Annotated in this window: 26 protein-coding genes and 2 tRNA genes; 11 read left to right on the top strand and 17 right to left on the bottom strand. The window is 63.0% G+C overall.

All coding sequences use genetic code 11. The features are described 5' to 3' along the window. Positions 1-68: 68 nt before the first annotated feature. Entirely contained in the window at positions 69-947 is an 879-nt protein-coding gene (locus ACSYDV_RS07225; protein ID WP_438323112.1) for a LysR substrate-binding domain-containing protein, read from the top strand. Positions 948-956: 9 nt separating this feature from the next. Here ACSYDV_RS07225 and ACSYDV_RS07220 read toward each other — a convergent pair whose 3' ends face one another. After that, positions 957-2,042, bottom strand: a complete 1,086-nt coding sequence (locus ACSYDV_RS07220) for an AI-2E family transporter (protein ID WP_438323111.1) — start codon at positions 2,040-2,042, stop codon at positions 957-959. A 93-nt stretch (positions 2,043-2,135) separates the two neighbouring features. Beyond that, positions 2,136-2,210: transfer RNA gene (locus ACSYDV_RS07215), tRNA-Thr, on the bottom strand. Between the two features lie 116 nt (positions 2,211-2,326). Between ACSYDV_RS07215 and ACSYDV_RS07210 the strand changes: the two genes are divergently transcribed. After that, complete coding sequence (locus ACSYDV_RS07210) at positions 2,327-2,455, top strand: hypothetical protein (protein WP_438323110.1); 129 nt, start codon at positions 2,327-2,329, stop codon at positions 2,453-2,455. Here ACSYDV_RS07210 and ACSYDV_RS07205 read toward each other — a convergent pair. Continuing rightward, positions 2,445-2,759: a DUF1905 domain-containing protein gene (locus tag ACSYDV_RS07205; protein ID WP_438323109.1), complete on the bottom strand. Its 315-nt coding sequence runs from the start codon at positions 2,757-2,759 to the stop codon at positions 2,445-2,447. The genes ACSYDV_RS07210 and ACSYDV_RS07205 overlap by 11 nt on opposite strands. A 4-nt stretch (positions 2,760-2,763) precedes the next feature. Beyond that, a complete protein-coding gene (locus tag ACSYDV_RS07200) occupies positions 2,764-3,816 on the bottom strand; it encodes a peptidylprolyl isomerase (RefSeq protein ID WP_438323108.1) in 1,053 nt (350 codons plus the stop codon). Positions 3,817-3,890: 74 nt separating this feature from the next. Between ACSYDV_RS07200 and ACSYDV_RS07195 the strand changes: the two genes are divergently transcribed. Further along, a tRNA-Ser gene (locus tag ACSYDV_RS07195) sits at positions 3,891-3,981 on the top strand. A 386-nt stretch (positions 3,982-4,367) separates the two neighbouring features. Further along, on the top strand, positions 4,368-5,762 hold the full coding sequence (locus tag ACSYDV_RS07190; protein ID WP_438323107.1) for an aromatic ring-hydroxylating oxygenase subunit alpha: 1,395 nt from the start codon (positions 4,368-4,370) through the stop codon (positions 5,760-5,762). Positions 5,763-5,796: 34 nt separating this feature from the next. On the opposite strand, the gene ACSYDV_RS07185 is transcribed toward ACSYDV_RS07190, so the two are convergent. From ACSYDV_RS07185 to ACSYDV_RS07150, 8 genes are all read right to left on the bottom strand, one after another. Beyond that, a complete protein-coding gene (locus ACSYDV_RS07185) occupies positions 5,797-7,107 on the bottom strand; it encodes a hypothetical protein (protein ID WP_438323106.1) in 1,311 nt (436 codons plus the stop codon). 54 nt (positions 7,108-7,161) lie between these two features. After that, positions 7,162-7,395: a biotin/lipoyl-containing protein gene (locus ACSYDV_RS07180; protein WP_438323105.1), complete on the bottom strand. Its 234-nt coding sequence runs from the start codon at positions 7,393-7,395 to the stop codon at positions 7,162-7,164. A gap of 20 nt (positions 7,396-7,415) precedes the next feature. Continuing rightward, a complete protein-coding gene (locus ACSYDV_RS07175; protein ID WP_438323104.1) occupies positions 7,416-8,339 on the bottom strand; it encodes a MaoC family dehydratase in 924 nt (307 codons plus the stop codon). A gap of 84 nt (positions 8,340-8,423) precedes the next feature. After that, positions 8,424-9,413 carry an alpha-ketoacid dehydrogenase subunit beta gene (locus ACSYDV_RS07170; protein ID WP_438323103.1) on the bottom strand — a complete coding sequence of 330 codons (990 nt, stop codon included), beginning with the start codon at positions 9,411-9,413 and terminating at the stop codon, positions 8,424-8,426. Further along, on the bottom strand, positions 9,410-10,405 hold the full coding sequence (locus ACSYDV_RS07165; RefSeq protein WP_438323102.1) for a thiamine pyrophosphate-dependent dehydrogenase E1 component subunit alpha: 996 nt from the start codon (positions 10,403-10,405) through the stop codon (positions 9,410-9,412). The genes ACSYDV_RS07170 and ACSYDV_RS07165 overlap by 4 nt, the downstream gene beginning before the upstream one ends. A 129-nt stretch (positions 10,406-10,534) precedes the next feature. Beyond that, a complete protein-coding gene (locus tag ACSYDV_RS07160) occupies positions 10,535-12,079 on the bottom strand; it encodes an AMP-binding protein (protein ID WP_438323101.1) in 1,545 nt (514 codons plus the stop codon). Positions 12,080-12,230: 151 nt separating this feature from the next. Continuing rightward, complete coding sequence (locus tag ACSYDV_RS07155) at positions 12,231-13,007, bottom strand: SDR family NAD(P)-dependent oxidoreductase (RefSeq protein ID WP_438323100.1); 777 nt, start codon at positions 13,005-13,007, stop codon at positions 12,231-12,233. A 177-nt stretch (positions 13,008-13,184) separates the two neighbouring features. Beyond that, on the bottom strand, positions 13,185-14,090 hold the full coding sequence (locus ACSYDV_RS07150; protein ID WP_438323099.1) for a TetR/AcrR family transcriptional regulator: 906 nt from the start codon (positions 14,088-14,090) through the stop codon (positions 13,185-13,187). 191 nt (positions 14,091-14,281) lie between these two features. On the opposite strand from ACSYDV_RS07150, the gene ACSYDV_RS07145 reads away from it, so the two are divergent. Beyond that, on the top strand, positions 14,282-15,052 hold the full coding sequence (locus ACSYDV_RS07145) for a 2-oxo acid dehydrogenase subunit E2 (RefSeq protein WP_438323098.1): 771 nt from the start codon (positions 14,282-14,284) through the stop codon (positions 15,050-15,052). Here the strand turns inward: ACSYDV_RS07145 and ACSYDV_RS07140 are convergent. From ACSYDV_RS07140 to ACSYDV_RS07130, 3 genes are read right to left on the bottom strand one after another with little or no spacing between them, the layout of a single operon-like run. After that, entirely contained in the window at positions 15,049-15,813 is a 765-nt protein-coding gene (locus ACSYDV_RS07140) for an SDR family NAD(P)-dependent oxidoreductase (RefSeq protein WP_438323097.1), read from the bottom strand. The genes ACSYDV_RS07145 and ACSYDV_RS07140 overlap by 4 nt on opposite strands. Then, the gene (locus ACSYDV_RS07135) at positions 15,803-16,390 is read right to left on the bottom strand and encodes a hypothetical protein (RefSeq protein WP_438323096.1); all 588 of its coding nucleotides are present in this window, start codon (positions 16,388-16,390) and stop codon (positions 15,803-15,805) included. The genes ACSYDV_RS07140 and ACSYDV_RS07135 overlap by 11 nt, the downstream gene beginning before the upstream one ends. Before the next feature lie 51 nt (positions 16,391-16,441). Beyond that, on the bottom strand, positions 16,442-17,302 hold the full coding sequence (locus tag ACSYDV_RS07130; protein WP_438323095.1) for an aromatic ring-hydroxylating oxygenase subunit alpha: 861 nt from the start codon (positions 17,300-17,302) through the stop codon (positions 16,442-16,444). A 175-nt stretch (positions 17,303-17,477) separates the two neighbouring features. On the opposite strand from ACSYDV_RS07130, the gene ACSYDV_RS07125 reads away from it, so the two are divergent. From ACSYDV_RS07125 to ACSYDV_RS07105, 5 genes are all read left to right on the top strand, one after another. Continuing rightward, positions 17,478-18,830: an aromatic ring-hydroxylating oxygenase subunit alpha gene (locus ACSYDV_RS07125; RefSeq protein WP_438323094.1), complete on the top strand. Its 1,353-nt coding sequence runs from the start codon at positions 17,478-17,480 to the stop codon at positions 18,828-18,830. Then, positions 18,830-19,726, top strand: coding sequence for an alcohol dehydrogenase catalytic domain-containing protein (locus tag ACSYDV_RS07120; RefSeq protein ID WP_438323093.1), 897 nt, complete (start codon positions 18,830-18,832; stop codon positions 19,724-19,726). The genes ACSYDV_RS07125 and ACSYDV_RS07120 overlap by 1 nt, the downstream gene beginning before the upstream one ends. Before the next feature lie 144 nt (positions 19,727-19,870). Further along, entirely contained in the window at positions 19,871-20,605 is a 735-nt protein-coding gene (locus tag ACSYDV_RS07115; RefSeq protein ID WP_438323092.1) for an SDR family NAD(P)-dependent oxidoreductase, read from the top strand. 78 nt (positions 20,606-20,683) lie between these two features. After that, positions 20,684-21,004 (top strand): 2Fe-2S iron-sulfur cluster-binding protein, encoded by a 321-nt coding sequence (locus tag ACSYDV_RS07110; protein ID WP_438323091.1) that lies wholly within the window; start codon positions 20,684-20,686, stop codon positions 21,002-21,004. A 249-nt stretch (positions 21,005-21,253) separates the two neighbouring features. After that, complete coding sequence (locus ACSYDV_RS07105) at positions 21,254-23,743, top strand: TonB-dependent receptor (protein ID WP_438323090.1); 2,490 nt, start codon at positions 21,254-21,256, stop codon at positions 23,741-23,743. Positions 23,744-23,904: 161 nt separating this feature from the next. On the opposite strand, the gene ACSYDV_RS07100 is transcribed toward ACSYDV_RS07105, so the two are convergent. Together ACSYDV_RS07100 and ACSYDV_RS07095 are read right to left on the bottom strand one after the other, a co-directional pair. Further along, positions 23,905-24,645: an SDR family NAD(P)-dependent oxidoreductase gene (locus tag ACSYDV_RS07100; RefSeq protein ID WP_438323089.1), complete on the bottom strand. Its 741-nt coding sequence runs from the start codon at positions 24,643-24,645 to the stop codon at positions 23,905-23,907. A 26-nt stretch (positions 24,646-24,671) separates the two neighbouring features. Beyond that, complete coding sequence (locus ACSYDV_RS07095; protein ID WP_438323088.1) at positions 24,672-25,379, bottom strand: SDR family NAD(P)-dependent oxidoreductase; 708 nt, start codon at positions 25,377-25,379, stop codon at positions 24,672-24,674. 357 nt (positions 25,380-25,736) lie between these two features. Between ACSYDV_RS07095 and ACSYDV_RS07090 the strand changes: the two genes are divergently transcribed. Next, on the top strand, positions 25,737-26,969 hold the full coding sequence (locus tag ACSYDV_RS07090; protein WP_438323087.1) for a cytochrome P450: 1,233 nt from the start codon (positions 25,737-25,739) through the stop codon (positions 26,967-26,969).

The following is a 26,969-nucleotide window of genomic DNA, read 5'->3' as shown; positions in this document are numbered from 1 at the left end:
ACTATGCCGCACTGCACAAATTTCTGGTATGTTCCTCAGCAACATGTCATCACCCCGAACAGACGAACATGCCACGCCTTCCCCCCCTCAGCAGCATGGAGGCCTTTTTGGAGGTCGCCCGCCACGGAACGGTCAAGGCGGCCGCGACCGAGCTTGGCCTGTCGATGCCAGCGCTGTCTCGCCGTATCCAGACGCTCGAGCATGCCGTGGGGCGCCCGCTGTTCAACCGTCATCATCATGGGCTCGGTCTCACCGAGGCCGGGCGCGCGTTGCAGGATCAGCTATCGCCGATCCTCGACGATTTGCGCGCAGTGATCGGTCAGATCAGCAGCCCGGACGCGTCGCTGCGCCTGCACCTCAACGTCCTGCCGCTCTTTGCCCAGCAGCGCCTGTTTCCGCGCCTGCCCGAATTGCGCCGCGAGCATCCCGAACTTCACATCGACATCGAGACCATCTCCCACGCCGAAGCGCGGCTGGGCGACGGTATCGACGTCGCGATCGCCCTCGCGCGCTCGATCGACCCGGCGCTCTATGCAGCACGGCTCGATCAGGACAAGATTTTCCCGATTGCGGCGCGCGCGCTCGCCAGCGGCGATCAGGCGATCACCGTGCCCGAGCAACTGCAGCGCATGAATATTTTGCTCCACCGCGAAATGCCGGAGACCTTCATCGAGTGGAAGAAGGCGATCGGCATGCCCTATCTGGAACCGGCGGGGTTCGACTATTTCGATTCGGGCCCGCTGATGCTCGAAGCCGCTGCGCAGGGCATCGGCGTCGCCTTCATGCACGGTCATCATTTCGACGACGCCCACGATCCGCGCCTCGTTCGCCTGTTCGATTTCGATGTCGACAGTCCGTACAGTTATTGGATCGTCTGTCGTCCCCGCGCGCTGCGCCAGCCGGCGGTGAAGATTTTCCACGACTGGCTGCTGGCAGCGAAAATCTGAAGAGCGGCGTTACGCGCTGGCCGTTGGCGCCGATTCGGCGCGCATCGTCGTCGCAATGTCCCAGACGGCAATGAACATCGCCGCGATCACGGGACCGATCACGATGCCGTGGAAGCCGAACAGTTGCAGCCCGCCCAGCGTCGTGATCAGCACGACATAGTCCGGAATGCGCGTCTCACGCCCGACAAGGATGGGACGAAGGACATTGTCGACCATCCCGATCACGAACAGGCCGCAGAAAATCAGCACCACGCCCTGCCAGATCGCGCCGGTGAACAGCAGATAGAAGGCCATCGGCACCCACACGAGGCCGGTGCCGACCGCCGGCAGCAGCGAAGCCGCACCCATCAACACGCCCCACAAAAGCGCCGCTTCAATGCCGAGCGCCCACAGCACGATCCCGCCGATGAGGCCCTGAAGAATCGCGACGACGATGCTGCCCTTGATCGTCGCGCGCACCACGACGATGAAGCGGGTGACAAGCAGTTCGAGGTGATCGGTGCGGAGCGGCACCGCCTCGCTGATGCGGCGTTGCAGGTTTTCGCCGTCGCGCAGCAGAAAGAAGGCAAGATAGAGCATCACCATCAGCTTGATGAACAAGCCGAAGACGCTCTGTCCCAGCGACAGCGCTTGCGTCAATATGGCACGGACGCCCTCGGCCGCACCGCCACCAAGCATCGCCTTGGCCGCCGCGATATTGGCAATACCCAGCCGCTCCAGCGCCGACGACACCCAAGTCGGCATGCCCGACTGAAAGCCCGCCCAAATCTGCGCAGGATTAATGTCGCCCGACTGAATGCGCTGATAAACGGTCGCCGCTTCTTCGACCAGCGCCACGGTCAGAATCGCCGCAGGCAAAATCACGACGGCGATGATCGACAAAAGCGTCAGCAATGCCGCGCCATTTTGCCGGTTCGGCATCCAGACGAGCAGGCGGCGATAAAATGGCATGAACAGGATGGTGACGATCACCGCCCAGAGTATCGCCGCGAAAAAGGGCCAGAGGATCAGCGCGAAGGCCGCGGAGATGGCGATCAATATGGCCAGAAACGGCCAGCGATCGTTCGTGATGACGCGCTTATCCTTACCCGCCATGCCCCGCCCTCTTCCAAAATCGCCATCAAGGCGCCCACCGGTTCTAAACCGGCCGCCGAGCGCGCGTAAAGCGCGGAAATATATCCGGAAGAATGGTGCTGCTGGGGAGGATTGAACTCCCGACCTCGTCATTACCAATGACGCGCTCTACCACTGAGCTACAGCAGCAGCTGGGCCGTCGCAAACATGTGTTCGCTGGGCAGGCGCGGCCTATGGCTGGGTGCCTTGTCCCTGTCAAGCCGCGAGACTTGACGTGGTGCCGATTTCGCAGGATGGGCTGCCTCGTGAGCAAAACACCCTCCCCTGCCGACCTTGAACGCGAACGCCGCCTGGCCGACGCGCTGCGCGCCAATTTGCGCAAGCGCAAGGCGCAGGCGCGCGATGTAAAGACCGACGAACCGCCTAAAGACTGACGGTCACCGTCACCACATCGCCCTCGGCGATCCCCTCGGCCTTTCGCACTGCGGCCTTGACGGGAAGCAGCCAGCCGCCGCTTTCCTTGTGCGGGAAGACCGATGTTTTCCAACGCGTGTCGCCAATCTGCACCTCCACCCGCGCAGAACCGAATCCCTTGCGCCCGTCGAGCCACTGGCCGCTGATCGCCGCTAGCCGAATCCCGTCGGCGACATCGCCCGCAATCGTGACGAAATACCAGGCCGCAGGAGCCGTTGCCGATTGCCAGCGCCAGAGTGGGGTCGTGACGGTGAAGTCTTCCATCGGACTACTTCGTCGTCACGGCGCGCACCGGCACGGGAATATTGCATATATCGGCGCCGCCCGCTGGTTCGATGAAGAAGGGATCGCGCCGATTCTGCCTCGCATCAGCGTAGCGCGCAAAGCTGTCGCTTTCGGTCGACAGAAATTCGAATTTCGGCTGCTGAGGCACGGGAAATTCGCTCGCGATCCGGATGGATGCAATGGGGGTGCGCTCAGCCTCCGTTCCATAGAAGCCGAGCGCCTCAGTCCCGCGCGGCAAGCTCGAGAGATGCTCGATCCCGCTAATGACCCGACCCACCACGGCAATGTTGCGATCGAGATGACGCGGCGCGTGTCCGATCACCGCATAGAGTTCAGCGCCGCTCCCCGTATCGGGCGACATGTTGCGACCGACGCCGACTGCGCCATAGCAGTGGACCGGCCACGCCTTGTCGACCGATGTATATTCGACTGTGGCCCTAACGGTTCCCGCGGCATCGAGCTTCTGTTCCAATTTGATCTTCGAGCTTACGGCAACGGGGATCGCACCCGCGAATGTGAATTCATACGCATATGGGTCCGCCAATTTTCGCGTGGTTTTCGACATAGAGATCGGACCAGTCACGCCTCGAGCCGGCCCTTTGCCGTGGTTGGTCCAGACCATCTTGATCGAGCCGTCCGTTCCCACGACCTGATACTGGCTTTCAGGCACCGTCGCCAAACCTGCAGGCAATGGCTTCTTCTCGCTCGCGTCGCCCCATTGCGCGACATAATTATCCTGCACGCGGTTGACGCTCATCCCGTCCCACCAATGCGCGGCGGCTAGCTTGCGGATATTGCCGATCCAGCCCTGACTGAACGGTGCGGGTATCAGCTGGATGACGACGCGCCGCGGCTTGCCCTTCGCATCGGGGGCGAGGTCCATGATCAGCAGATCCGATGGCGCAATGGCGATCCATTCGTCGGCCTTCGCGGCGTCGGCGATCTCCTCCGGCGAAAGGATCGGCGCAGGATCCTGTGCCTGAATCGGAAGGGCGAACGATGCCGCGGCGACGGCCGCAAGGAACAGATGTCTCATGTCCTTGATCTGCCATGTCCATGCGACTTGCGAAAGACCCGCCAAGCGATTAGGGCGCCTCTTCCAGTGCATGCGGAGCGGTGGCCGAGTGGTCGAAGGCGCTCGCCTGGAAAGTGAGTATACGTCAAAAGCGTATCGAGGGTTCGAATCCCTCCCGCTCCGCCAGACACCTCTCCGGAGGAGTCCGCAGAAGTTCGACGATATCGAATTTTTCTCTTTGGATTAAGACTCTTAGATTGCTCGATTGTCCGTGACAGCTGGGAGCAGTCGAGCCACCAGGCTTCAGAATTGGCTGAAGGACCGCGGGCCTGGGCGAGTGAACCATTTGCACGGGCGCGGACGATGCGCTGGCCGCGCGCGATATCCACGTTACGCCCGCCACCTTGTGCCGGGACTCGGCCGGGATGTGCGCAGCACGGCATGCCTCCACGACGGATTCATTTTAACAGCACGTTATACAAATGGATTGACTTTGCGGTCTCGCCCGACCTAGCCTTTAACCCAACAGATGCCGGCGGAAATCTCGATCGGCAGGAGTTCGGGAGCAAGTGATGACCGACCACGCGATGAACTTACGAGACGATCGACATCCGGCGGATTCCTATGAGGATGTGCTCGCGCGCGAAGATCGACCGGTCCCCGAATATATGCGTGAAGGCCGCCAACTTGGCGACGGTGCGATGACCGTCGCGACCGAACGCTATTGCAGCCCCGACTTTGCCGCAAAGGAGGTTCGCCACGTCTGGCTGAAGACCTGGCAGTTCGCCTGCCGCGAGGAAGACATCCCCAAAACCGGCGATTTCCATGTTTATGAAGTCGTCGGCAAGTCACTGATCATCGTCCGTCAGGATGATGGATCGATCAAGGCGCTGCACAATGTGTGCCTGCACCGCGGGCGCAAGCTGGTGGCGGGCAAGGGGTGCCGCAGCGAATTTAAATGCCCCTACCACGCCTTCACCTGGACGATCGACGGAGCCTACAAGAGCAACCCGATCCCGTGGGACTTCCCGCATATCGAACCCGACGAATTCCGCCTTCCAGAAGCGCGCGTCGGCACCTGGGGCGGCTTCGTCTTCGTCAATTTCGATCGCGATGCGAAGCCGCTGCTCGACGTCATCGGGCCGCTGGCGGCCGATTTCGAACGCTTCGACTTCGCCAACCGCTATCGCGCCATCTGGGTCCAGAAAAAGTGCCGCTGCAACTGGAAAGCGCTGTCGGAGGCCTTCTCCGAATCCTTCCACAGCATCACCACCCATCCGCAGATTCTGCCGGGGATCGGCGACGCCAACAGCCAGTTCGATTGTCCGAACGACTATGTATCGCGCCAATTCTCGGCCACCGGGGTCGCCAGCCCCTTCATCGCACCGCTGAGCGAGCAGGAAATTTTCAGCCACCTGACGGGTGCGCGCACGCGCATCGCGGTCGATGGCGGCGCGAAGCTTCCGGAAGGCGCAACAGCGCGCTCGGCGCTGGCCGCGATGGCGCGCCAGAACCTCGCGACTGAAACCGGCAAGGACTACAGCGACGCGACCGATGGCGAGATGCTCGACTCGATCCTCTATGACGTCTTTCCGAACATGTCCTTCTGGGCCGGTCATGTCTCGAACATCGTATATCGCTGGCGGCCCAACGGGCTGTCGCCCAATGAGGCGATCATGGACATCATGATCCTGAAGCCCCTTCCGGCGAGCGGGGAACGGCCGCGCCCCGCCCCCGCGTTCGAAATCGGGCTCGATGAATCGATGACGCTGGCGAACGACATTCTCGGCCCCGGGCTTGCCGCAGTCTTCGAGCAGGACATGCTCAACCTGCCGCAAGTCCAGGCGGGGCTGGAGGCATCGGAGACGGGGCTCGTCTATCTCGGACGCTATGCCGAGCAAAAGATCCGCGCGCTCCATCTGATGATCGACCGCTACATAGCCGAGGGCGAGGCCGCAAAAGGCTGACCGGCGAGCGAGCGCGCCGGCTGGAGGCGCGCGCTCAGCCCGGCGCCAATTCGCTTTCGCGGACGCGCACAAGCAGTTCGCCGATCGCATCCTCGACATTCGCCGACGAAAATTCGTTGAGCATGACGGTCAGGATGTGCTGCTGCGCGCGCGCGAGAAAGACATTCTGCAGCCGCGGATCGAAGCGGTCGCGGACGGTGTCATAATCGGGCAGGTGCGTCGCGATGATCGTCGGCGCATCGATCATCCAATGGAAAGCATCCACGCTGATCGCAAGGCGGTACATGAAGCGGAATTCGTCGAGGGTGATCGGCGGCCCACCGGCGGCGCGATACTGGTCGACAAATGCTTCCATCAACGCCTCGCGCTTCGCGTCCATCAGGTCGAGTTCAGCCGCGCATGCCATGCCCCAGAAAGCGCGGGCGATATTCATCTGCCCCGCGCTGCCCCAGTCGAGAAAGCCGACGCCGAGGCGGTCCTCTTCGTCGCGCCAGAACCAGGCATTGTCGATGTTGATATTCCAGTGGCACAGCGCGATGAAATCCGACGCGGTGTTCAGATAGCCGTAAATCTTGTCCTGATGCTCGATCACGAGCCGCGTCTCGCGCGCAAAGCGATCGAGAAACTCGTCGGTCGCAAAGTCCTTGGGCAGCAGGTGCGGCGCCTTTTTCGCATAGGCGCGCAACCGCTCGATACGCAGGTCAACATTGGCCTGATCGTGCGGAAAGCGTTCGCCGCCGATCTGCCGCGGCCCCGGGAAACGGAACTTCTCGGCGATCGTCGATCCCAGCTTGCCCGCGCGATGCTCACCCGCCAGCGCCGCATTCGCGCGGCTGACGACGAGATAGCGGTCGAACTGGTCGTCGAGCTGGAAATCCTGGCACTTCTCCAGCGCGGGCTCGACATTGCCCTCGCCATAGCCGATCCGCTCGGTGATCAGGATGCCGCACAGCGCCTCGCTGTTGAAATCCGCGAAAAAGGCGGTCGGTATCGGCACCGGCAGCGGGGTCTGGATCGACAGCAGATAGAAGCGCACTTCGGCCTGCATAGGCCAGGTGAAGATTTCGCGCTGCGGATGCCCCTCATCGAGCGGAAATTTGACGAACAGCCGCCGAGCGAGCCCCTCGCCGCGCGCATATTCGACGTCGAGCAACAGCTTGCGCCCCATTCCGCCGCCGACGAACTCGTCGGCGCGCGTAATAGCGGTCACCCGGTCGTCAGCCGGAAGCGTGCCCACCGCATGGAATGCGCGCGTCAGAAAATCCGCGCCGGCCTTGCGAAAGGATTCAATAGTCGTCGGAAACTCGGTGCCGGTTTCCTCACCTTTTACCAATTCAGGAAGCACGTTATTTCCTCCGTTCGGGGCGCAGACAGATATCCCTGCCCGCGCCCGCTGCAATCAATGCTCGATGACGGCGACGACGGCCCCGACAGGATAAACCTCGCCGACGAGACCGATGCGCTGGACCTTCCCCGCGACGGGAGCTTCGACATCCTGCGCGGTCTTCTCGCTTTCGAGCGTGTAAAGGATCGCGCCTTCGGTGATGTCGGCGCCATCGTCGACATGCCATTCGACCAGCGTGCCTTCGGCCATGCCGGCGCCGAGACCGGGAATGCAGATTTCGGTTTTCATATTCGCTCCCAATAATGATGTCATGAAAGGCCCGGTGCGGCAGCCCCGGCGGGGGCTCCCTCCTTTGCGGGTGGGACCGCTGGCGGCCGCAGCGCGGTGCAGCCGTTGCGGATGACCGCCACGTCGCGCTCGACCGCCGTCGCCTTGAAATCGACGATGTCATCATCGACCCAAAGATCGACGCGCAGCGTTTCCCCCGGAAACAGCGGCGCGGTGAAGCGCGCGCCGTGGCTGAATATCCGGCTGCTGTCATAACCGACGACATGTTGCAGAATGGCGCGGCACGTCATGCCGAAAGTGCAGAGCCCGTGCATGATCGGTCCCGGAAAGCCGACCCGCGCCGCAACCGCCGGATCGGCATGGAGCGGATTGCCGTCGCCGTTCAGCCGGTAGAGCAGCGCCTGATCGCGCCGCGTCGGCATCGATACGCTGATGTCGGGCGTCCGGACAGGTTCCCTGGCAAGCTGCGCGCGTTCGGCGCGCGGCCCGCCAAATCCCCCGTCGCCGCGCGCGAAGATGGTGTTGATCAGCGCCGCGACATCGGCGCCGTCGGCGTCAGTCCAGCGCGTCTCGGTAACAACGACCGCACCGCGCCCCTCGCCCTTGTCCTCGACGCTCAGCGTGCGCGTGCTGGTGAACAGCGTGTCCGTGGGCAGGAGCGGGCGATAGACGATGACCTCCTGCTCCCCGTGCACGACCTTCGGAAAGTCAAAGCTGCTTTTCCGGAGCCCCGGACCGGCGACCAGCGGCGGCATGATGCTGCCGCCGAGCACGGTCACCGCGGTCGGAACGAGTTGAAGCCCCTGTTCGTACACGAAGGGCAAGCCGCCCGCGTCCTCGCCCATGCCGATGCTGAGCGCATAGAGGATCGCGTCCTTTGTCGTGTAGGAAAAGGCGCGCCGTTCGCTCGCTTCGCTCAATATGTCGGGATAGTGGATCGGCACCTGTTTTCCTTTGCAGGAGATGCACGGGCGCGGCAGCCCGCTCCCCGCCAAAGGCCGGGGAAGCAGGCCTGCCGGGCCCGCGCCCTACCCCATGATGCGCTTGATTGCTGTGGTGACCTCGTCCTCGCTGTAGAGAAAGGCCTGCTCCAGCGGCGGGCTGAACGGCACCGGCGCATATTTGGACCCGATCCGCTGCACAGGCGCCTTCAGGTCGCTGAACAGCTCTTCGTGAATGCGCGAGGAGATTTCGGCCCCGGTCCCGAAGGACTTGATCGCTTCATGGACGATAACCGCGCGCCCGGTCTTGGCGACCGAATTGAGCACGGTTTCCTCGTCGAACGGCGCGATCGTGCGGAGGTCGATAACCTCGACATTAATGCCTTCGCCGGCCAATCTCTCGGCCATTTCGTCCATTAGCCGCACGGGGCGTCCATAGGTAATGACCGAAACGTCGGAGCCTTCGCGGCGGACGCGCGCCTTGCCGAGCGGAACCCGGAAACCGGGCTCGGGCGCTTCGCCCTGCTGCGAGTACATCATGATGTCCTCGATGAACAAGGTCGGGTCGTCGTCCTCGATCGCCGAGAGCAGCAGCCCCTTGGCCTCGGCCGGATTGGACGCCGACACCACTTTCATGCCGGGCACATGCGCGAACCAGGCTTCGAGCATGTCGCTGTGCTGACCGCCGAAACCAACCCCGGCGCCAGTGGTGCAGCGAACCGTCAGCGGAACCCAGGTCTTGCCGCCTGACATGAAACGCAGCTTTGCCGCGTGATTGACCAGCTGGTCCATGCACACGGTCAGAAAGTTCATGAACATGATTTCGGCGACCGGGCGATAGCCGGCGATCGCGGCGCCGACTGCGGCGCCCATGATCGCCTGTTCGGCGATCGGCGTGGTGCGAACGCGGCCGGTGCCATATTTGGTCGACAGCCCCTTGGTCGCCTTGAAGACCCCGCCGCCCTGCGCGTCGGCGATATCCTCGCCCAGTATCATGACCTTGGGATCGGCGCCCATCGCCTCGTCGAGCGCCTGGTTGATCGCCTGCGCGAAGCTGATCTTGTCGGGGGTGCTCATGCGCGAATCTCCTCTTTCAGCACATCGATCCGCAATTCCTCGAGGCCCGGATATTCACTGGACAATGCATGTTCGACCGCCGCGTCGAGTTCGGCATCGATTACCGCCTCGATCGCGGCGATCTCGTCCTCGCTCACCCCGCGAGCGAGCAGCAGCGTGCGGAACGCAGGGATCGGGTCATTGGCCTTCGCTTCTTCCTGAAGCTCTTTCGGAACATAGGAAAAATCGGCGCCGAAGGTGTGACCGAGCATGCGATAGGTCATCGCCTCGATCAGCGTCGGCCCCTCGCCGGCGCGGGCGCGATCGACCGCGGCCTTGGCCGCATTATACATTTCGATCGGGTTGTTCCCGTCGACCTTGATCGCTTCCATGCCATAGCCCGGCGCGCGGTCGACGATCTGCTTCGCCGACGTGCTGGCGGCATAGGCGGTATGTTCGCCGTAACGATTGTTCTGGCACAGGAAGATCACCGGCAACTTCCACAGCGAGGCGAGGTTCAGCGCCTCATGGAACGCCCCGATGTTGGTCGCGCCGTCACCAAAGCAGACCACGGTCACGCGGCCGTCGCCCGATTCCTGCGAGGCGAGCGCGAGCCCGTTCGCGATCGGCAGGCCCGCGCCGACGATACCCGTCGTGACCATCACGCCCGTATCGGGGTCGGTGATGTGCATCGGGCCGCCCTTGCCCTTGCAGGTGCCGGTCACCTTGCCGGTGAACTCGGCCCACAAATCCTTGAGCGGAATGCCTTTGGCGACCTGATCGTGCACGCCGCGATAGGTCGTCACCAGATAATCGTCGATGTTGAGCGCGGTCATCATCGACGCCGAGAGCACTTCCTGGCCGCGCACCGGATAATAGACGAGCCGCAGCTTGCCGCTCATCAGCATCTGCCGAAATCGCTCATCGGTCTTGTAGACCCGCATCGACCGGCGAAAAATCTCGATTAGAGTCGCGCCATCGACGTCATTGGCCTGGTCCAACAGCTGGGCCATCCGTTCATCCTCCCTCATCTTTCGGGTCCGTCCGCCGTGAAGCGGAGCCCGGAATCATCGTTTTGACAATATATCATGCGTTATAGAAATGACGAACACAAGAGGCCATCCGGCACTGGTTTGCCATAATCAACCGATCGTCCTGTCCGACGGCCAGTAAGGTGCGCGCAGCTGACGCTTGTTGACCTTGCCCGCCGGATTGCGCCCGACGTCCTGCACGAAATCGATCGACCGTGGGCATTTATAGGCCGCGAGCTGTCCGCGCAGCCAGGCGAGCAGCGCCTCGGATTCGGGCGCTGCCGCCGGGTCGCGCGGAATGACCAGCGCCTTCGCCTCTTCGCCAAGGTCGGCGTTGGGCACGCCGATCACGACCGCGTCGACGATGTCGGGATGCGCGACGAGCAGATGCTCGATCTCGGCGGGATAGATGTTCACCCCGCCGCTAACGATCATGTCGGACACCCGGTCGGTGATGTAGAGGAAGCCCTCCTCATCATAATAGCCGACGTCGCCGAGCGTGAAGACCCCGGGCTCGCGATGCGCCGCGCGGGTCTTTTCGGGATCGCCGCGATAGACGATCCCGCGCCCGCGCGTGTCGCGAAAGAAGATCTGCCCCGGCTGGCGCGGCCCGAGCCGCTCGCCCTCCTCGCTATATATTTCGAGCTCGAAGGGGGAGATCGTCTTGCCGACCGATCCCGGATGCGCCAGCCATTCGTCCGAATAGATGATATTGGTCGTCCCGCTTTCGGTGCCGCCATAGGCTTCGACGAGGATGGGGCCGAACCATTCGATCATCGCGCGCTTCACCTCGGGCGGACAGGCGGCGCCGGTGTGCGTGACCACTTTGAGCGAGCCGACATCAAAGCGTGCGCGCACGGCATCGGGAAGCGACAACAACCGCTTGAAATGCGTCGGCACCATCAGCGTCGTGACGATCCGGTATCGATCGATCAACTCGAGCGCCCGCTCGGCGTCGAACTTGGCCATCACGACAAGCGCATTGCCGGCGCCGAGAATGCGGACAGACGTCAGCGAGGCGTTGAAATAGAGCGGACCCAGGCAGAGATGCGTTCCTTCAGGCCGTTCGGCGGTCCACTCCCGCAGCATCGCAAAGAAGGCGGCCACCGTCTCGGCCTGCGGCAGCGTCGTGTCGACCGCGTCGATCGCCTTGGGAAAGCCCGTCGTCCCCGACGTGAATTGCAGATAGCGGCGCGGGGGCATGTCGTCGGGCGGCGGTGCGTCGGACTGGTCCGCGAGCCACGCCTCCCAAGCCGTCGCTCCGACCTCTGCTTCGCACCGCCAGCCGATCAGGTCGACGCCGCCTGCGGCACGCGCCACCGCGCCACCGAGTTCCACCGTTTCAGGGCCAACAAAAAGGATTCCGGCTGCGGATTCGCGGAGGACATAGGCGAGCTCGTCGGCCTTGAGGTTGGGGTTCACGGGAACAGCTGAAACGCCCGCGTGCAGGCACGCCAGATAGGCGACCACCGCCTCGCTCGAATTGGCAGCAAAAATCGCGACGCGGCGCTCGGGCCCCAGCGATCGCGTCAGCAGGCCGTTCACCGCCCGGTTGAGAATCGCATCGAGCTCGCTCCAGCTCAGCGAAATCCTCTCGTCGGCCAGCGCCAGCGCGTCCCCGGCAATTGCGGCCATCCGATGCGACGCTAGCGCCATAGTCTCTCTCCTCCCTCACAGTCCGCCAAAACAGCGCACCGCCCGCCCGATTTCGTTGAACCGGGGAATCATATTGCGCGATGCTATATCCACCCTGACGAAACGTGAATAGTATTATATGTTATAAAATTATTACAGCTTCCATCGGCTGTCAGGGCAAGGTGTAACCCCCGTCGACGAGCAATTCGGCGCCCGTCGCGAAACCCGCCTCTTCGCTGGCGAAGAAAAGTACCGCATTGGCGATTTCCTGTGGGAGCCCCAGCCGTCCGATAGGGTGTCGCGCGATGGCCGCCGCGCGCATCGCATCAGCATCGGGAGCTTGCCGGATCAGTTCAGCAACAAGCGGCGTTTCGACATAGCCCGGGTGGACCGAATTAACGCGAACGCCGAGCGGCGCCCATTCAAGCGCCGCCACCTTCGTGAGTTGCGCGACCCCTGCCTTCGACGCGCAATAGGCGGCACCGCGGGTTACCGCCGCCTTACTGGCAACCGAACTGATGTTGACGATCGAGCCGCCGCCATTGGCGACGATCGCCGCACCGCCGTATCGCAGGCCAAGAAATACGCCGTCGAGGTTGATCGCGAGGATGCGCCGCCAGTTGGCAAAGTCGTGCTGCAACAGCTCCTGTCCACCAACGGCGACACCCGCGCAGTTGACCATGATGTCGAGTCCGCCGAAGCCGCCCAGCGTATCATGGACGACCCGCTGCCAGTCGGCCTCGCTGGTAACGTCGAGCCGTTCGAAAGCAGCCGACGCTCCACCCGCGTTTAATTTCGCCGCGAGCGCTTCGCCCGCATCGGCATTAATGTCCGCGACGATAACGCAAGCGCCCTCCTCGCTCAGCCGTTCGGCGATCGCCGCTCCGATGCCTGAAGCCGCCCCGGTGACGAGCGCAACCTTGCCCGCAACCCGTCCATTGGTGCCCATATCTCTCTCCCTCGACGACGCCCCTCTTGCCTGTCCGCGCCCTTGCGGGGGCGCTGCAACCAAGAAGCGTGCGACTTTTCCCGGCGCACAGGGCCCGGTTCGAGAAATATTAGCGCATGCTATATTATTATGCCAGCAGCTTGTTTGCCAGCCAGCGATGTCCGACGACGGACGGTTTCAGCTCTTTGCCGCCGGCTTTTTCGCTGGCGCCCGGCGCGTGGCTGTCGCGGCTTTCGCAGCGCGGGGCTTTCGGCCTTTCGTCCCCGCCGTGTCGTCGTCCGCTGCCTTGCCTGCGGGTGTCGCCGACGCATCGGCGTCGGCCTGCCCCTGCTGCTTGGCCTTGTGCGTCTGCAGGAAAGCCGCGCGCAGTTCGCCGGGCTCGACCTCGGCCATCTTGCGGAAGGTCATCCAGCTTGGCCGACCGTTTCTAAGGTCGTTCAGCCATTGCTCGGCCTCTGCCTTGTGCCTGCCGCGCGTCGACGCCGCGACGATCATCAGAAAGCCCTCGCAAACCCGTTCGACGAGGAGCTGATCCTCGATGTCGCCGATGCACCAGTCGGTCAGCGTCGCATAGGTGTTGGTCGTCAGATACGCGGCAATATGCTCGGGCGTGACCCTGCTCTGCAGGCCCTTTTCCTCGTCGAGCATCTCGACGAAGGGCTTGTACGCATTGGTCGACATCAGCCGCACCGCGTTGCGCAGCGCCCGGTCGGACTGCGCCGAATTATAGACCGACATGATCGCGGTCGTATAGGATCGCAGCTGCGTGTTGCGCGAGTGGACCTTGATCATCCGCTCGATTTGTCCCTCAAGCGTCTTGCGCGGAAATTTGTAATAAACGGAATTGTTGAATTCCTGGGTATATTGGGTGACGGCCAGCGTAATCACGTGATCCTTGCTGCCAAAGGCGTTGTACAGCGTCTTCTGCGCAATACCGGCGCGAGCGCACAGTTCACGAACGCTCAACTCCGCGACCCCCGACTGGGCGATCATCTTGCGCGCGACGCGCAGGATACGCTCGCGCCGCTCCATGATGCTGTCGCTCTTGTATTTCGTCGGGCGCCCGGCGACGGATTCTTCCATAGTCTATCTCCTGCCGGGACCGTCCCCGCTAATCTTACATCATGTGCGGCCGTGGCCCGTTGCTGCCGATCGCACTCGACTTTTCGCACGGTTCACCGCTTTGTTTCAATCATGTTTCGCGCGTCCCGTCTTGCTATGTCGCACAGCATTATATAGCGCATTATAATATTTAACATGTGCGGGAGACCAAAATGCTGGACCACAAGCCCTGGAGCCAATCGATCGCACCGGATCCATTGCTGCTCGAAGAGGTTCGGAAACAGGGTATCGCCGACGATAGCTATGTCGTCCAGCCGCTCGACGTCATTCGCCGCACCATGGCGCGGCGAATGACCGAATCCTTCGGCGAAGTGCCCCATTTCTCGTTGAAATCAAAGATCGAGGTCGATCGGCTGCAAAGGCTGCGCGCGGCGATCAACGCCGGGCGCAGCGAAAACCGGATCTCGTTCAATGACCTGATTATCAAGGCCGCAGCGATTGCCATCGCCCGTTACCCTGCGATCAACGCGAGCTATCATCCGAAAGGCATATTGCTTCACGCCCACGCCGACATTGCGGTCGCGGTGGCGATCGAAGGCGGACTGATCACCCCGATCATCCGGGCGGCGGAAGAGAAACCGCTCGCCGAAATCTCTTCCGAAATGAAAGATATGGCTTCGCGCGCGCGCCGCAAACGGCTGTTGCCAGAGGAATATTCGGGCGGCACGATGACCATATCCAACCTTGGCATGTTCGGCGTGACCGAATTCACCTCGATCATCAATCCACCGCAAGCTTGCATCCTGTCGGTCGGCGCGGCGTTCGAAGAATATTGCGTGGCGGACGGCGTGCCCTATGTCGCGACCGTGATCGCACCGACCCTCACCTGCGATCACCGCGTCGTCGATGGCGCGACCGGCGCGCGCTGGCTCCAGCAACTGCGCGAGGTGATCGAAGCGCCGGAGGAATGGGCGACCGCCTAAGCTTTCGCTTCCAGATAGCGGAGCAGCGCATCACGCATCAGCACATAGGGATCGGTCAGCACCTCGCGCGGGCGGGTAACGAACTCGTCGCGCAGATATTGGGAATGGAGATCGGGGAACAGAGCGGTTTCGCCGTCCACCCAGCCATCGAGGATGTTCGCCGCAATATCCTGCGGCGAAGTCTTCGCGAAGTCCGAGCTGCGCATCATGTCGGTGTCCATCAGCCCCGGATAGGCGAGCGATACCGCAACATTCGGCATCGCCCCGCGCACGGCATGTCCCAGCATCATGCCGGCGGCCTTGCTGGCACTGTACAGTTCAGCACCGTGCGCGGGAACGAGCGCCGCGAGCGACAACACCGAGATGAAGCCACCGCCACGCGCCTCGAGATGCGGACCAAAAGCATATACCAGCCGCAGCGGCCCGAAGAAATTGGTCTCCATTGTCGCACGCGCGCCTTCGAGCGTCGATTCAAGTAACGGCACCATATGCGTCACGCCCGCATTGCTGACGACGATGTCGATGTCGGCAAGGTCCGCGGCGGCGGCGACATGCGCGTCGTTCGTCACGTCGAGCGCGACGGGAACCGCGCGCGCGCCGAAGCGATCGAGGGCCGATCCGAACGTCGCGATATCCCGCGCGCCGCAATAGATTCTGGCCGCGCCCCGCGCGAAGGCAGCCTCCACCAACGCCGCCCCCAATCCCCGGTTGGCGCCGGTGATAAGCAATGTCTTGCCCTCGAAACTCCGGTCATCGCTCATCTGGCATTCCTTCTTCTTTGACTTGATGTGGCGACCACAGCGCCGCCCAGGCGAGGCGATCGGCAAGCGCCCGCCCCTCCGCTCCGCGATCACGGTCGTGCCATCCGGGAACTGCAGCGGCAGGGACCTGATAGGTCAGGCAGGTTCCGACGGCGTCATCGACCTTGTGGGTGTCGAGGATGATTGTCGCGAGCCGGTTGATCTCCGCGTCCGACCAGGCCCGGTCGGGCAGGACATCGCGATAGGCCGAACCATTAAGGAAGGTGGCGCAAAAGTTGCGCCAGCTCTCGCGCGTCGCTGTGTGAACGATCAGCCAGCCGTCGCGTGCACGCCAGAGCGACAGGGGTGGATGGAGCGGTAAGACGGCCGGCGCCAAGCCCCCGTGATCGCACGCTCTCAACGCGGATTGCAAGGGCGCGACCGCTGCCCCTGACGCCAGTGCGAGCAACGCGGCGGCCGCATCCCCCGGCGTCAAGCCCGCCGCCAGATCGAGCTCCCAGTCAAATGCTCCGCCGCCCGTCGCTACCGCGCCCGCAGGCAGGGCCGGCGTTGCAGCTTCGGGCCAGAATTTCATCATGGCCCGTACCGGCGAACCGCCTGGAGCATCGAATGCCAAGGCCGTCCCGCTCTAAGCTTCCGGCGACAGCGCGCGCGACCAGGCGTCCGCGAAATCGCCCGACGACGCTTCTAAAGCCCCGCGCCCCGGCAAAATTCCTGCCAGCGCCTCGTCGAGCCTTTGCCTGAGCGCATCGGATGACGGCTCCGCTGCCCCCGGCGCAACGCAGACGACCAGCTCTACCTCGGTAGTTTGCTCGTCGCGCGGCCAGGCCGCCATCATGCTCAGTTCGCCCCCGGCTTCAACGAAGCAGATGTTCGGAAAATGCGAATGCTCATCCACCATGCGCGCGCGCAGGTGCGCGATCACCCGTTTCCAGTCGACATCGACCACCTGCGTGTGGCGTCCCGCAAGCCGGTACTGCGCGCGCGCATCAAGCCAGGGATGCAGATCGCCGAGCGCGGCCGCCAGGTCAGGCGCCTCGCCGCTCTGGTCGATCCACAGCCAGCCTCCCAACTCGGCAAGGCGCAGCGGCACCAACGAATGTGCACAGCGATCGATATTGCCGAAGTCGCGCTCGTCGGGGATCGCCATCAGCTTGCCGAAGGTATCGTAGGTCCAGCTGTGATACTGGCAGCGAAAGGCGCGCGCGCGTCCGGTCGGGGTTCGCACCACGGGCGCACCACGGTGTCGGCAGCTGTTGTAATAGCCCCTGATCTGATGATCGACCGACCGGATCATCACGGTGGGGATCCGCGTGCGATCCCAGGTGAAATAGCCGCCGACCTCATCCAGTTCCTCGGCGCGGCCGACGGGCATCCAGAATCGGGCAAAAATCCGCTTGAGTTCGCGCTCGTAAAGCTCCGCTCCGCCTTCAAAATCTCGGGAAATGGCCGCATCCTCCAAGGGCGCGGCAGGCAGCGTCAGCGACAATGATCATCTCCCGAACATCAGCAAAGGCCATTCTTTTCGCGTCAGCCGTATCGCATAATTCGAACAAACTCTAGCACGCATTCCCCTTTTTATATAGGAAGGCTGAAAGCACAGCCCGCAGGACGCGATTTCGGTGGTGCCATGTGCCAGAACTGCAGGGCGAGGAGCAAAAACGATGGATCAGGCGCTCATGGATCGGATCAAGGGCAAAATCCTGGCCGAGTTCGACCGCGAAGGGTTGCCCGAAGGCTTCCCCGAATTGCCCGTGATTCCGGCGGGTCGCTACACGGAACCGCTGTTCTTCGATCTTGAGCAGAAGCATATGTGGGCGCGAACCTGGCTCTACGCGGGCCGCGCCGAGCAACTGCCGCACCCGGAAAACTACCAGATATGGGACTATAGCGGACCGTCGATCGTCCTCGTCCGAGATACTGCGGGACGGATTCGCGCCTTTCTCAACCAGAGCCCCAACGACGCGCCGCTGGTGCCGCTGACCGACCCGGGCGCGCATCAGCACGAAATGCCTTTCGATGCGCCGGGACGGATGTTCATGCAGGTCGAGTTTCCCGAATTCAGCCTGCCCGGCGGCTTCTTGCAGTGCCAGCGCAAGGGCTGGACCTACGACGTCGACGGGCGGCTCGTCGCCGTTCCCGCGGGGCAGACGCTGGAAAGCGTTCCGCATGCGCAGCGCCAACTCACCGAATATCGCTGCGACGTCTGGGAAGGTTTCATCTTCGTCAATCGCGACCCGGACGCGATTCCACTGCTCGAATGGCTCGGCCCGGTCGTGCCGCAGATGGCGCAATATGAGTGCGCGAAACTGCGCATGTTCTCCCGCGCTACAGTGCTGCTGCGGACCAACTGGAAGGTCGCGACCGAAGCGTTTCAGGAGGTCTATCACTTCAAGCACATCCACCATCACGACGGCGTCGTCTCGCTCGACCAGCGCGGCGTGACCCACGCGATGTTCCCTCACGGCCATTCGCGGATGGTGACGCCCTTTGCCAAGCGGCAGCAGGAGATGATGGGAATGGCCGGGCCGACCGACTGGGAGGCCGCTGCCGACAAGGGTCGCGAATCGCTTATCGGTACCGGCACTCCGCTCATCAATACGGTGCAGCCGATCGTGAACGGCGCGGTCCTGACCTACAGCCTCTTTCCCAATCTCACGACCCCGACCTCGGCCCGCGGGCTCCCGATCCTCGCCGCCTGGCCGGTCGATCCTGCCCACACCTTCTTCGAATGGACCTCGTTCGTACCCGACTGGGGCGAGGATACACCCGCAATCGAACAGATGCGGCAGGCGACGCTGCAGACGCCGATGACGATCATGGAAGAGGATGTCCGCAACATGGAGCCAATGTTCCTGTCGCTCTCCTCGCCCGGGCTGCCGGGGCTGCGCATCGGCTATAACGAGCGCCGCCTTTATAACTCGGCCGAGGTACTCGACCGGATGATCGGTATCGAGCACATCCCCGAACGGCTGCGCGTCCGCCAGCTTCTCGACGGCTTTGTGGAGCAGGACTGATGACGCTCAGTCGCATGGCGGTGCTGCAATCGTTCGGATTTCTTGCGATCGAGGAAGTCGAGATTCCGGCGCCGACAGGACATCAGGTCGCGGTCGAGATGTTCGCGGCGGCGATCACGCCCGCCGACGTGGATCTGCTTTCGCGCTCCGACGCGCCCGACTGGCAGCCGCTGGTGCCGGGACTCGAAGGCGCCGGCATCGTCACTGCGATCGGCGAAGCGGTGACGCGGGTGAGAATCGGGGATCAGGTCGTCATCGGGACGACGCCCGATGGCGCGGAACGGCCCGATCGCCCGGTCTCGACCTGGACGACTAACGCGCTTGTCGATGAACAATATGTCGCGCCTTTTCCGCGCGACGCGGAAGCCGACCGCGACAGCCTCGCGCTGATCGGAGCAACGGGGATCCTCGCCGCCACGGTCGGGATGCAGGTCGTCGAAAGCGGAGCCGACGAACCGGTGGTCATCGTCGGTGGCGGCGGTCTGGCGCTCGCGACGATCGCTGCCCTCCGCGCCGCGGGCGACACCCATATCATCGCAGCCGCTCCCGCTTATGCTCAAGCGGCGGCCGAAGCGGCCGGCGCGAGCCTATGCCTCGCCGCCGACGCCGACCTCGCCGCTACCGGCGCGCGGCGCGGTCTCGACTGCCGCGAAGGAAATGGGCGCAACCCCGGCACGCTCGATCCCATGATCAGATGGACCGATACACCAGCCCAGCCGCTCGATCGCGACCGCGCGATCGCGGTGCTGACCGAATGGATGGCGGCAGGACGCTTCAGCCCTTCGGCGGCAATCGGCAAACGCTACACGATCGAGCAGATCAACGAGGCGGTGATGGACATGGAGAGCGGGCGTATCGCGGGGTCCGGACTGGTCGTGGTGGAGCCGTTGAAATAGGCGCCGCTGTGGCGCGTCCGTTTCCGCTTGCCTCCACAAGCGAAATGATATTAGCACGTGCTATAGAAAAGGCCTTGGGAAATTGGCCCTGCACCAGACGGACCAGCCCTTGGCTGGGAACGGCGGTGCGTTCGGGAGAGAGACATGGATATTCGGGGAAAGCGCGCATTGGTCACCGGCGCGAGCGGCGGTATCGGGCGCGCCTGCGCGCTGATGCTCGCCCGCAATGGCGCAAGCACGGTCGTCCTTGCCGACATTGACGAAGAAGGCCTCGCTTCCATCGCGGCCGAAATCCGCGGCCTTGGTGCCGAAGCCCTGACGGAAACGGTCGACCTGTCGGACCCTGCAGCCGCAATCGCGATGTATACGCGCGCCGAGGAGCGATCGGGCGGGCTCGACATCATCCACAACAATGCCGGTATCATGGGCGGTCCGCCCGATTTTCCGGACGACAATGTCGACCGCATGATCAGGGTCATGCAAATCAACCTGATCGCGATGATGATCGGGACCAAAATGGGCGTCGGCTTCCTGCGCGCCCGCTCCGTCCCGGGCATCATCATCAACACCGCCTCGACCGCAGCGCTGGGCCCGCTTCCCAAGGACCCCGCTTACGCCGCATCGAAGCGCGGGATCCTAGCCTATTCGGAATCGTGCAAGCCGCTGCACGCCGAGTTCGGGATTCGCGTGATCCCGCTCTGCCCCGCGGTCACCGATACCCCGATCGTTGCCAAGGACGCCGACTGGCTCCAGCCGATTCTCGAATCAATCCGCCTGCTGCAGCCCGAAGACATCGCCGAGGAAGTCCGGCGGATCATCGAGGACGACAGTCTGTCGGGCGAGGCGATCGTGGTTCACAACGAACCGCTGGCGCGATGATACGGCGGCGGAACGGGTGGCCCCGACCTGGCCGCCACCCCGCCCGCCAGGGACGAAGCAGAAACAACGGATCATAACATGGCCAGAATTACCTATATCGAACCCGACGGCTCCGAGCGTATCGTCGATGTCAAAGCCGGGCTTTCCCTTATGGAAGGCGCGATCAATAATGGGGTGAACGGCATCGAGGCCGATTGCGGCGGCGTGTGCGCCTGCGCCACTTGCCATATCTATGTCGATGCCGACTGGATCGAGGCAGCGGGCCCCCGGACCGACATCGAGGAAGCGATGCTCGACCTTGCAAACGAGGTCCGCGACAACAGTCGCCTGTCGTGCCAGGTCAAGGTAACCGATGCTATGGACGGGCTGATCCTGTCGATCCCCGAAGAACAACGCTAGCCGGCCGCCGAGAGGGTGGCGCCAGCCTACGCCCTCTCGCCCCCACCGCTCCACACGTTTCGCGATCACGAATTTCACGTGAAATACATATCGTTATAATTTCTCGATAATCGAGTTTTTCTCGGATTTATCGCCCGATTTTCAGAGATTCCGCTCTTGACAATCATGCTAACGATCTATTTGTATAACACGTCCTCCATTTGGGAGGCGATGCACGCAAGATGCAATCGGGAGAGGGAGGATCAATTCATGACGATTCCGTCAAATCAGTCTGACGCCATAAACAGAGCGTCGAAATGGAGGCCTGTTTGGGGCGCCTCCATACTCGCCATCGCGGTACTCAGCCCGGTTGCCGCTCAAGCGCAGGATAGCGACGCGAAGCCCGCGCCCGCCCAGCGCAGTGCAGCAGGCGACGACGAAATCATCGTCACCGCGCGCCGGACACAAGAACGGCTGCTCGACGTGCCGGTCGCAGCCGCCACCCTGTCGAGCGAAGCACTGCAACGCTACGCGACCAGCGACCTGTCCGAAATCGCCAATCAGGTCGTCGGCGTCCAGCTCGTCCGCACGCCCTCGTCGTCGAGCGGCGGCAGCTTTTCGATCCGCGGCGTGGGCAACCTCGCCAACGACCTTGGCAATGAACAGCCGGTCGCGATGAACTTCGACGGCGTCCAGCTGACGCGCGGCCGCGTCGTCACGATGGCGCAGTTCGATATCGAGCGCATCGAGATACTGAAGGGGCCGCAGGCCCTGTTCTTCGGCCGCAATAGCCCCGCCGGAGTTGTTTCGATCCTCAGCAAAGGGCCCGAACTCGGCGGCGGCGTCGAGGGCTATGCGACCGCGCAATATCAGTTCAAGACCAACACGCCGATGATCGAAGGCGCGGTCACCCTGCCCGTCGCCGACAATTTCGCGGTGCGTGTTGCGGGCCGCGTCAGCCGGATGCAGGACGGCTATCTGCGCTATGTCGGCGAACCGATCGCCAATCCGTTTCCGGCCGAAGCCGGCCTGATCCTCCCCGGATCAGGATATGAATGGGGCCCTGGCACCAAGTCGAACGCTGTGCGCGGGACGGCGCTGTGGAAGGCCTCGGATAACCTCACGGTTACGCTGCGGTCGCTCTATTCGACCGAACGCAATCGCGGCGGATCGGGTACGCGCGAAGTCGTCCATTGCGGCGGCACCCGGCCGACCGCCTATGGCATTCCCGATCCCTTCGGCGACTGCACCGCGAACAATGTGTCGTCGAACGGGCTGCCCCCGCTGGAAGTGACCCGCAACCTCTATAACGCGCCCGAGGACGGCAAGCCTTTCAGCAAGACCCGCGTGTCGCTGTCGTCGCTGACCCTTGACCTCGCCGTCGGCGCGATCGACCTCACCTCGGTGACCGGCTATTACGACTACAAGAACAGCGCGTTCGACAATTTCGACTATACGGTCTTCGGCCAGGCGACGAACACGCAGCGCGACAAGGGCTGGCAGTTCTCCCAGGAATTTCGCGCGGTCTCCAACTATGACGGACCGATCAATTTCTCGGCGGGCCTTTTCTATCAGAGCGAACGGCGCGAATATGTAGCAGGCACCAAGATCGCCGCTCTCGGCCCGTTCACCGGCCCCGGCGAGTTCAACGGGATCTACGACACCCTGATCTCGACCGGTCAGAGCCGCGGCAAGACCTATTCGGCTTTCGCGCAGCTGCGCTGGTCGATCCTCGACAACCTGGAACTGGCGGGCGGAGCGCGCTGGACCCGCGAGGAAAAGTCGACCAACATCGGTAACATCTTCAATCGCCTTCCCAATTTCTCGCCGGCCGGTTTCCGCTACCGGCCCGAGTTCGAGGGCGAGAATGTCTCGCCGGAAGCGACGCTGACTTGGAAGGTCACCCCCGACCTCACCGTCTATGGTGCGTACAAGACCGGCTATCTGTCGGGCGGCGCGTCGAATCCGTCAACCGTGGCCAATTATTCGACGCTTGCCGATCCGACGCGTCCCTTCCTCTTCGACGAGGAAACCGTCGAGGGCGGCGAAGTGGGCATCAAGGCGTCGCTGCTCGGCGGTCGCCTCACCGGCGACCTCACCGCCTATCGGTTCAATTATGACGGGCTGCAGGTACAGACTTTTGATGCGACGACGACGTCCTTCTTTACCCAGAATGCCGGCGGCGCACGCAATCAAGGGATCGAGGGGCAGATCCGCTTCCGCGCTTCGCCGGACCTGACGCTGCGTGTCGCGGCCTCTTATGCCGACCTGAAGTTCACGGATTTCGACGGCGCGCAATGCTATGCCGGCCAGACGACGCTTCCAGTCGCGGCGCCGGGGACTACCAAGATCCCCGGCGCCTGCTATTCGACTGGTGTCGGAACCGGCAAGGCCCGTTACATGACAGGCCTGCGCTATGGCCCCGCGCCGTTCCAGGCGATCGTCGGAGTGAGCTACGAAACGCCGATCAGCAACGACTGGGGAATCGGCTTCACGGTCGACGGCTATATCTACAACAAGACGCCAGCCTGGCAGATTCCCTATTCGCCTGGTCAGGAATCGCACGAGATCGTCAATGCGTCGCTGCGCCTCAGTCGCCTCGACGACAGCTGGCAGTTCGCGCTGATTGCCACCAACCTGTTCGACAGCAACTGGCATCCGCCGGCGACCACCGACAAGCCGCTCGGCACGGCGGGCGACATCATGGCGGACTCACCCGTCCCGCGGCTGGTGACGCTACAGGCGACCTTCCGCTTCTGATCAAAACCCCGGACAACTCTCTAGGGCAAACTCGGCGCCTCCTTCGGGAGGCGCCTTTTTCTTTGCGCCACACAGGCGAGGCATCGTCCGTGCGCGCACGTCAGCGCACGCTCACACCAGCCTTCGGCGCGCCGCGCGGCAAAAGTCGAAATCGTTGGAAACTATTGCCCGAGCGACGGTGACACCGCCTGCGCCGGCACGCTCTTCTTGAGCATCACCCGCGTTTCACCGGTTGCGCCGTTAGCGAGCAGATCGATTACTTCGCGCGCAACATCGTGCGGCGTCAGGCTGTCCGGCGTGTGCAACTCGGACGGGAACAGGTCGCTCGTAAAACCGCCGGGGCATATTGCATTGATGCGCACCGGACCCGAGGGATGCGCCGCCCCAAGGCTGCGCACCAGACCAACCAGCGCATGTTTGGTCATCGAATAGACCGGGTCGAAGGGGATCGGCGCCAGACCACCCATAGAGCTGGTGATCGTCACGGCGCCGCCGCCGGACCGCGCCATGTGGGGCAGCAGCGCCTGCAGCCCGAACACGACGCCGTCGATGTTGACGCGGCGTAGCGCCTCATAACGCCCGAGCGCGAAATCCTCGATCGGCGGTACTGACAGCGCCACATCGAGCGGGCGGGTCATGATGCCGGCATTCAGATGCGCGAAACCAATCGGTCCCAGCTCGGCGGTCACCGCCGCGACGGCTGCTTCCCATTCGTCGGCGGAACCGACATCGACGTGCCAGAAACGTCCGCCCGCCTCGCGCGCGACGGCAACACCTTCGGCTTCGTTGACGTCGAAGATCGCGACGCGCGCGCCAGCCTCCGCCGCCAACATCGCCGTGGCCGCACCCAGTCCGGTTGCACCGCCCGAGATCAGCAGTGTCCGTCCGTCGAAAATTCCCATGACTGCCCTCTTCGTCGGCGGCGATGTCAGGCCGCCGCGATCAGCCCCAGCCGCTCGCCGATTCCGCGCGCTGCGGCGTCGGGGAACAGTTCGTCGATCCCGCCCTTCGCGAGCGCGTCGAGCACCGCCCCGGTGAGCACGCTCGGCGGGTTGAGCAGCGCCTTGTCGGTACTCTCAAGATGCATTTCGGTATCATAGCCGCCGGCATAGACCGCCATCACCGCAACCCCCGCCTCGGCGAACTCGGCCCGCAAGCCGTGCGTCATCGAACGCGCTGCGGCCTTCGATGCATTATAGGTGCCGACGAGCGGCATATAGGCGAGCGCCGCGATCGAGAGAATGTTGACGATCGCTCCCTGCGACCGGGTCAGTGCCGGCGCGAAGGCCCGCGCCATCGCGAGCGGACCGAAATAATTGACCTCCATCTCGTGCCGTGCCTGATCGAGGTCGGGCGCGTTCAGGAAGCTCGCATAATGAAGGACGCCCGCGTTGTTGATCAGCACGGTGATATCATCAGCGTCGCGCGCCGCCTGCTCGACCTGTTCGGGCCGCGTCGTGTCGACGATGACAGGGTGGACGCGCGGGTCGATCGCAGCCACGGCTGCGGCGGCATCCTCGTTCCGTACCCCGGCGTAGACTCTCGGCACACCAGCCTGAAGAAACGCATCGACGAAAGCGCGCCCGATGCCGCGCGATGAGCCGGTGACCAATGGCCTGCATTGCTCTAAGTTCATGCCTCTCTCCCGCTATGCTCGGCTGTCGGGAGCTACGGAACGACCGCTTGCCCTGCCCGGCCCACATGCTTGCGGTACCGTCCGACAAAAATAGTGTATGATATATTTTTCTAAGCTGCGCAAGCCGCACCCGCCGCAAAATCAACCCTCTCGCGACCCGAAGCGAATTCGACTTGCTTGCACGCCTTTCGGCTAATCACCCATTTTTCTTACATTTACTGTCCTGCGGCGGAGTCGAAGCGGATCGCAAAAATGCCATCCACCGCCTTGACAAGAATAAAGCGCGTGATATTTTTTGAAAAGCGAAAGACATAATATGCGAAGGCAGAGACCTTCGATAATGGGAGAGCGAGCATCATGAGCGAGGCGAGAACCTGTCCGGTCGACGGCGTCGTCGAAGTAGACATGAATTCGGAGGCCTTCGCCGAGAATTTCAAGGACATCTATACCCAAATGCACACGAGCGGGTGCCCCTATGCGCATTCCTCGGCAGGCGATTTCTATGCGATCGGCAAGCATCAGGACATCGTCAAGGCCTGCACCAATACCAAGCTGTGGAGCAGCAAGCTCGGCCCCGCGCTGCAATATCAGTCGCCCGAGACCCCCGGCGTGCTCGTCAGCGTCGATCCGCCTGAGCATACGTTCGAGGCACGGCTGGTCGGCAAGGCCTTTTCGAAAGTCTATTTCGAATCCTTCATCCCGGGCATCAAGGCGTTCCTCAACGAGCGCATCGACAGCTTCATCGCCAACGGCCGCTGCGACATTCACAAGGAAATTTCGGAGCCGCTGCCGCTCTGGGTGATTTTCGCCATGTTCGGCAAGGCGATCGACGACGATGGTATCGACGCCTATCGCGAGGGCTTCGTCGGATCGATCGGCCAGATGCTGGCCCCTAATCCGGTACGCCCGCCGTCGCGCAACGCCTTTGCCGACAGCTTTCTGTCGGACCATCTCGCCGACGTGAAGCGCAAGCTGGCGTCGGGCGAAGCCCAGCCCGACGACAATCTGCTCACGCGCTTCATCACCACCGAGATCGAAGGCCGCCGGCTCACCGACGACAAGATCCTCGCCTTTTGCAACTTCCTGCTCGCCGCGGGCAGCGGCACGACGACGATCCTGCTGTCGGGCCTGCTTTATCAGCTGCTCAAGTCGCCCGAGCAGTTCGAAAAGCTGAAGGCGAACCCCGACCTCGTTCCGCTCGCAATCGAGGAATCGCTGCGCGTCGAATCACCGCTTCACGGATTGTTCCGCACCAATAACGAGGAAGTCACCGTCGGGCCGCTGACTATCCAGCCCGACACCAAGGTGATGATGATGTGGGCGGCCGCCAATCTCGACCCGACGGTGTTCCCGAACCCGGAGAAATTCGACCTCGACCGCGATCTTTCCGACGTCCGCAAGCATCTCGCCTTCGGCTATGGGATCCACATCTGCCGCGGCGCGCCGTTGTCGCGGATCGAGGCGCGGCTGTTCCTGGAGACCATCCTCGAGAGGCTTCCCAATTTGCGCTTCGACGGACCGATGAAAAAGGATCACCGCATCCCGATCTTCAACGGCATCGGCGAACTGCCGGTCGCCTGGGACATCTGA

Source organism: Sphingopyxis selenitireducens (assembly GCF_051550705.1).
GTDB lineage: Bacteria > Pseudomonadota > Alphaproteobacteria > Sphingomonadales > Sphingomonadaceae > Sphingopyxis.
The sequence above is the reverse complement of the archived record's forward strand: the minus strand, read 5'-3'. Positions and strand labels throughout refer to the sequence as shown.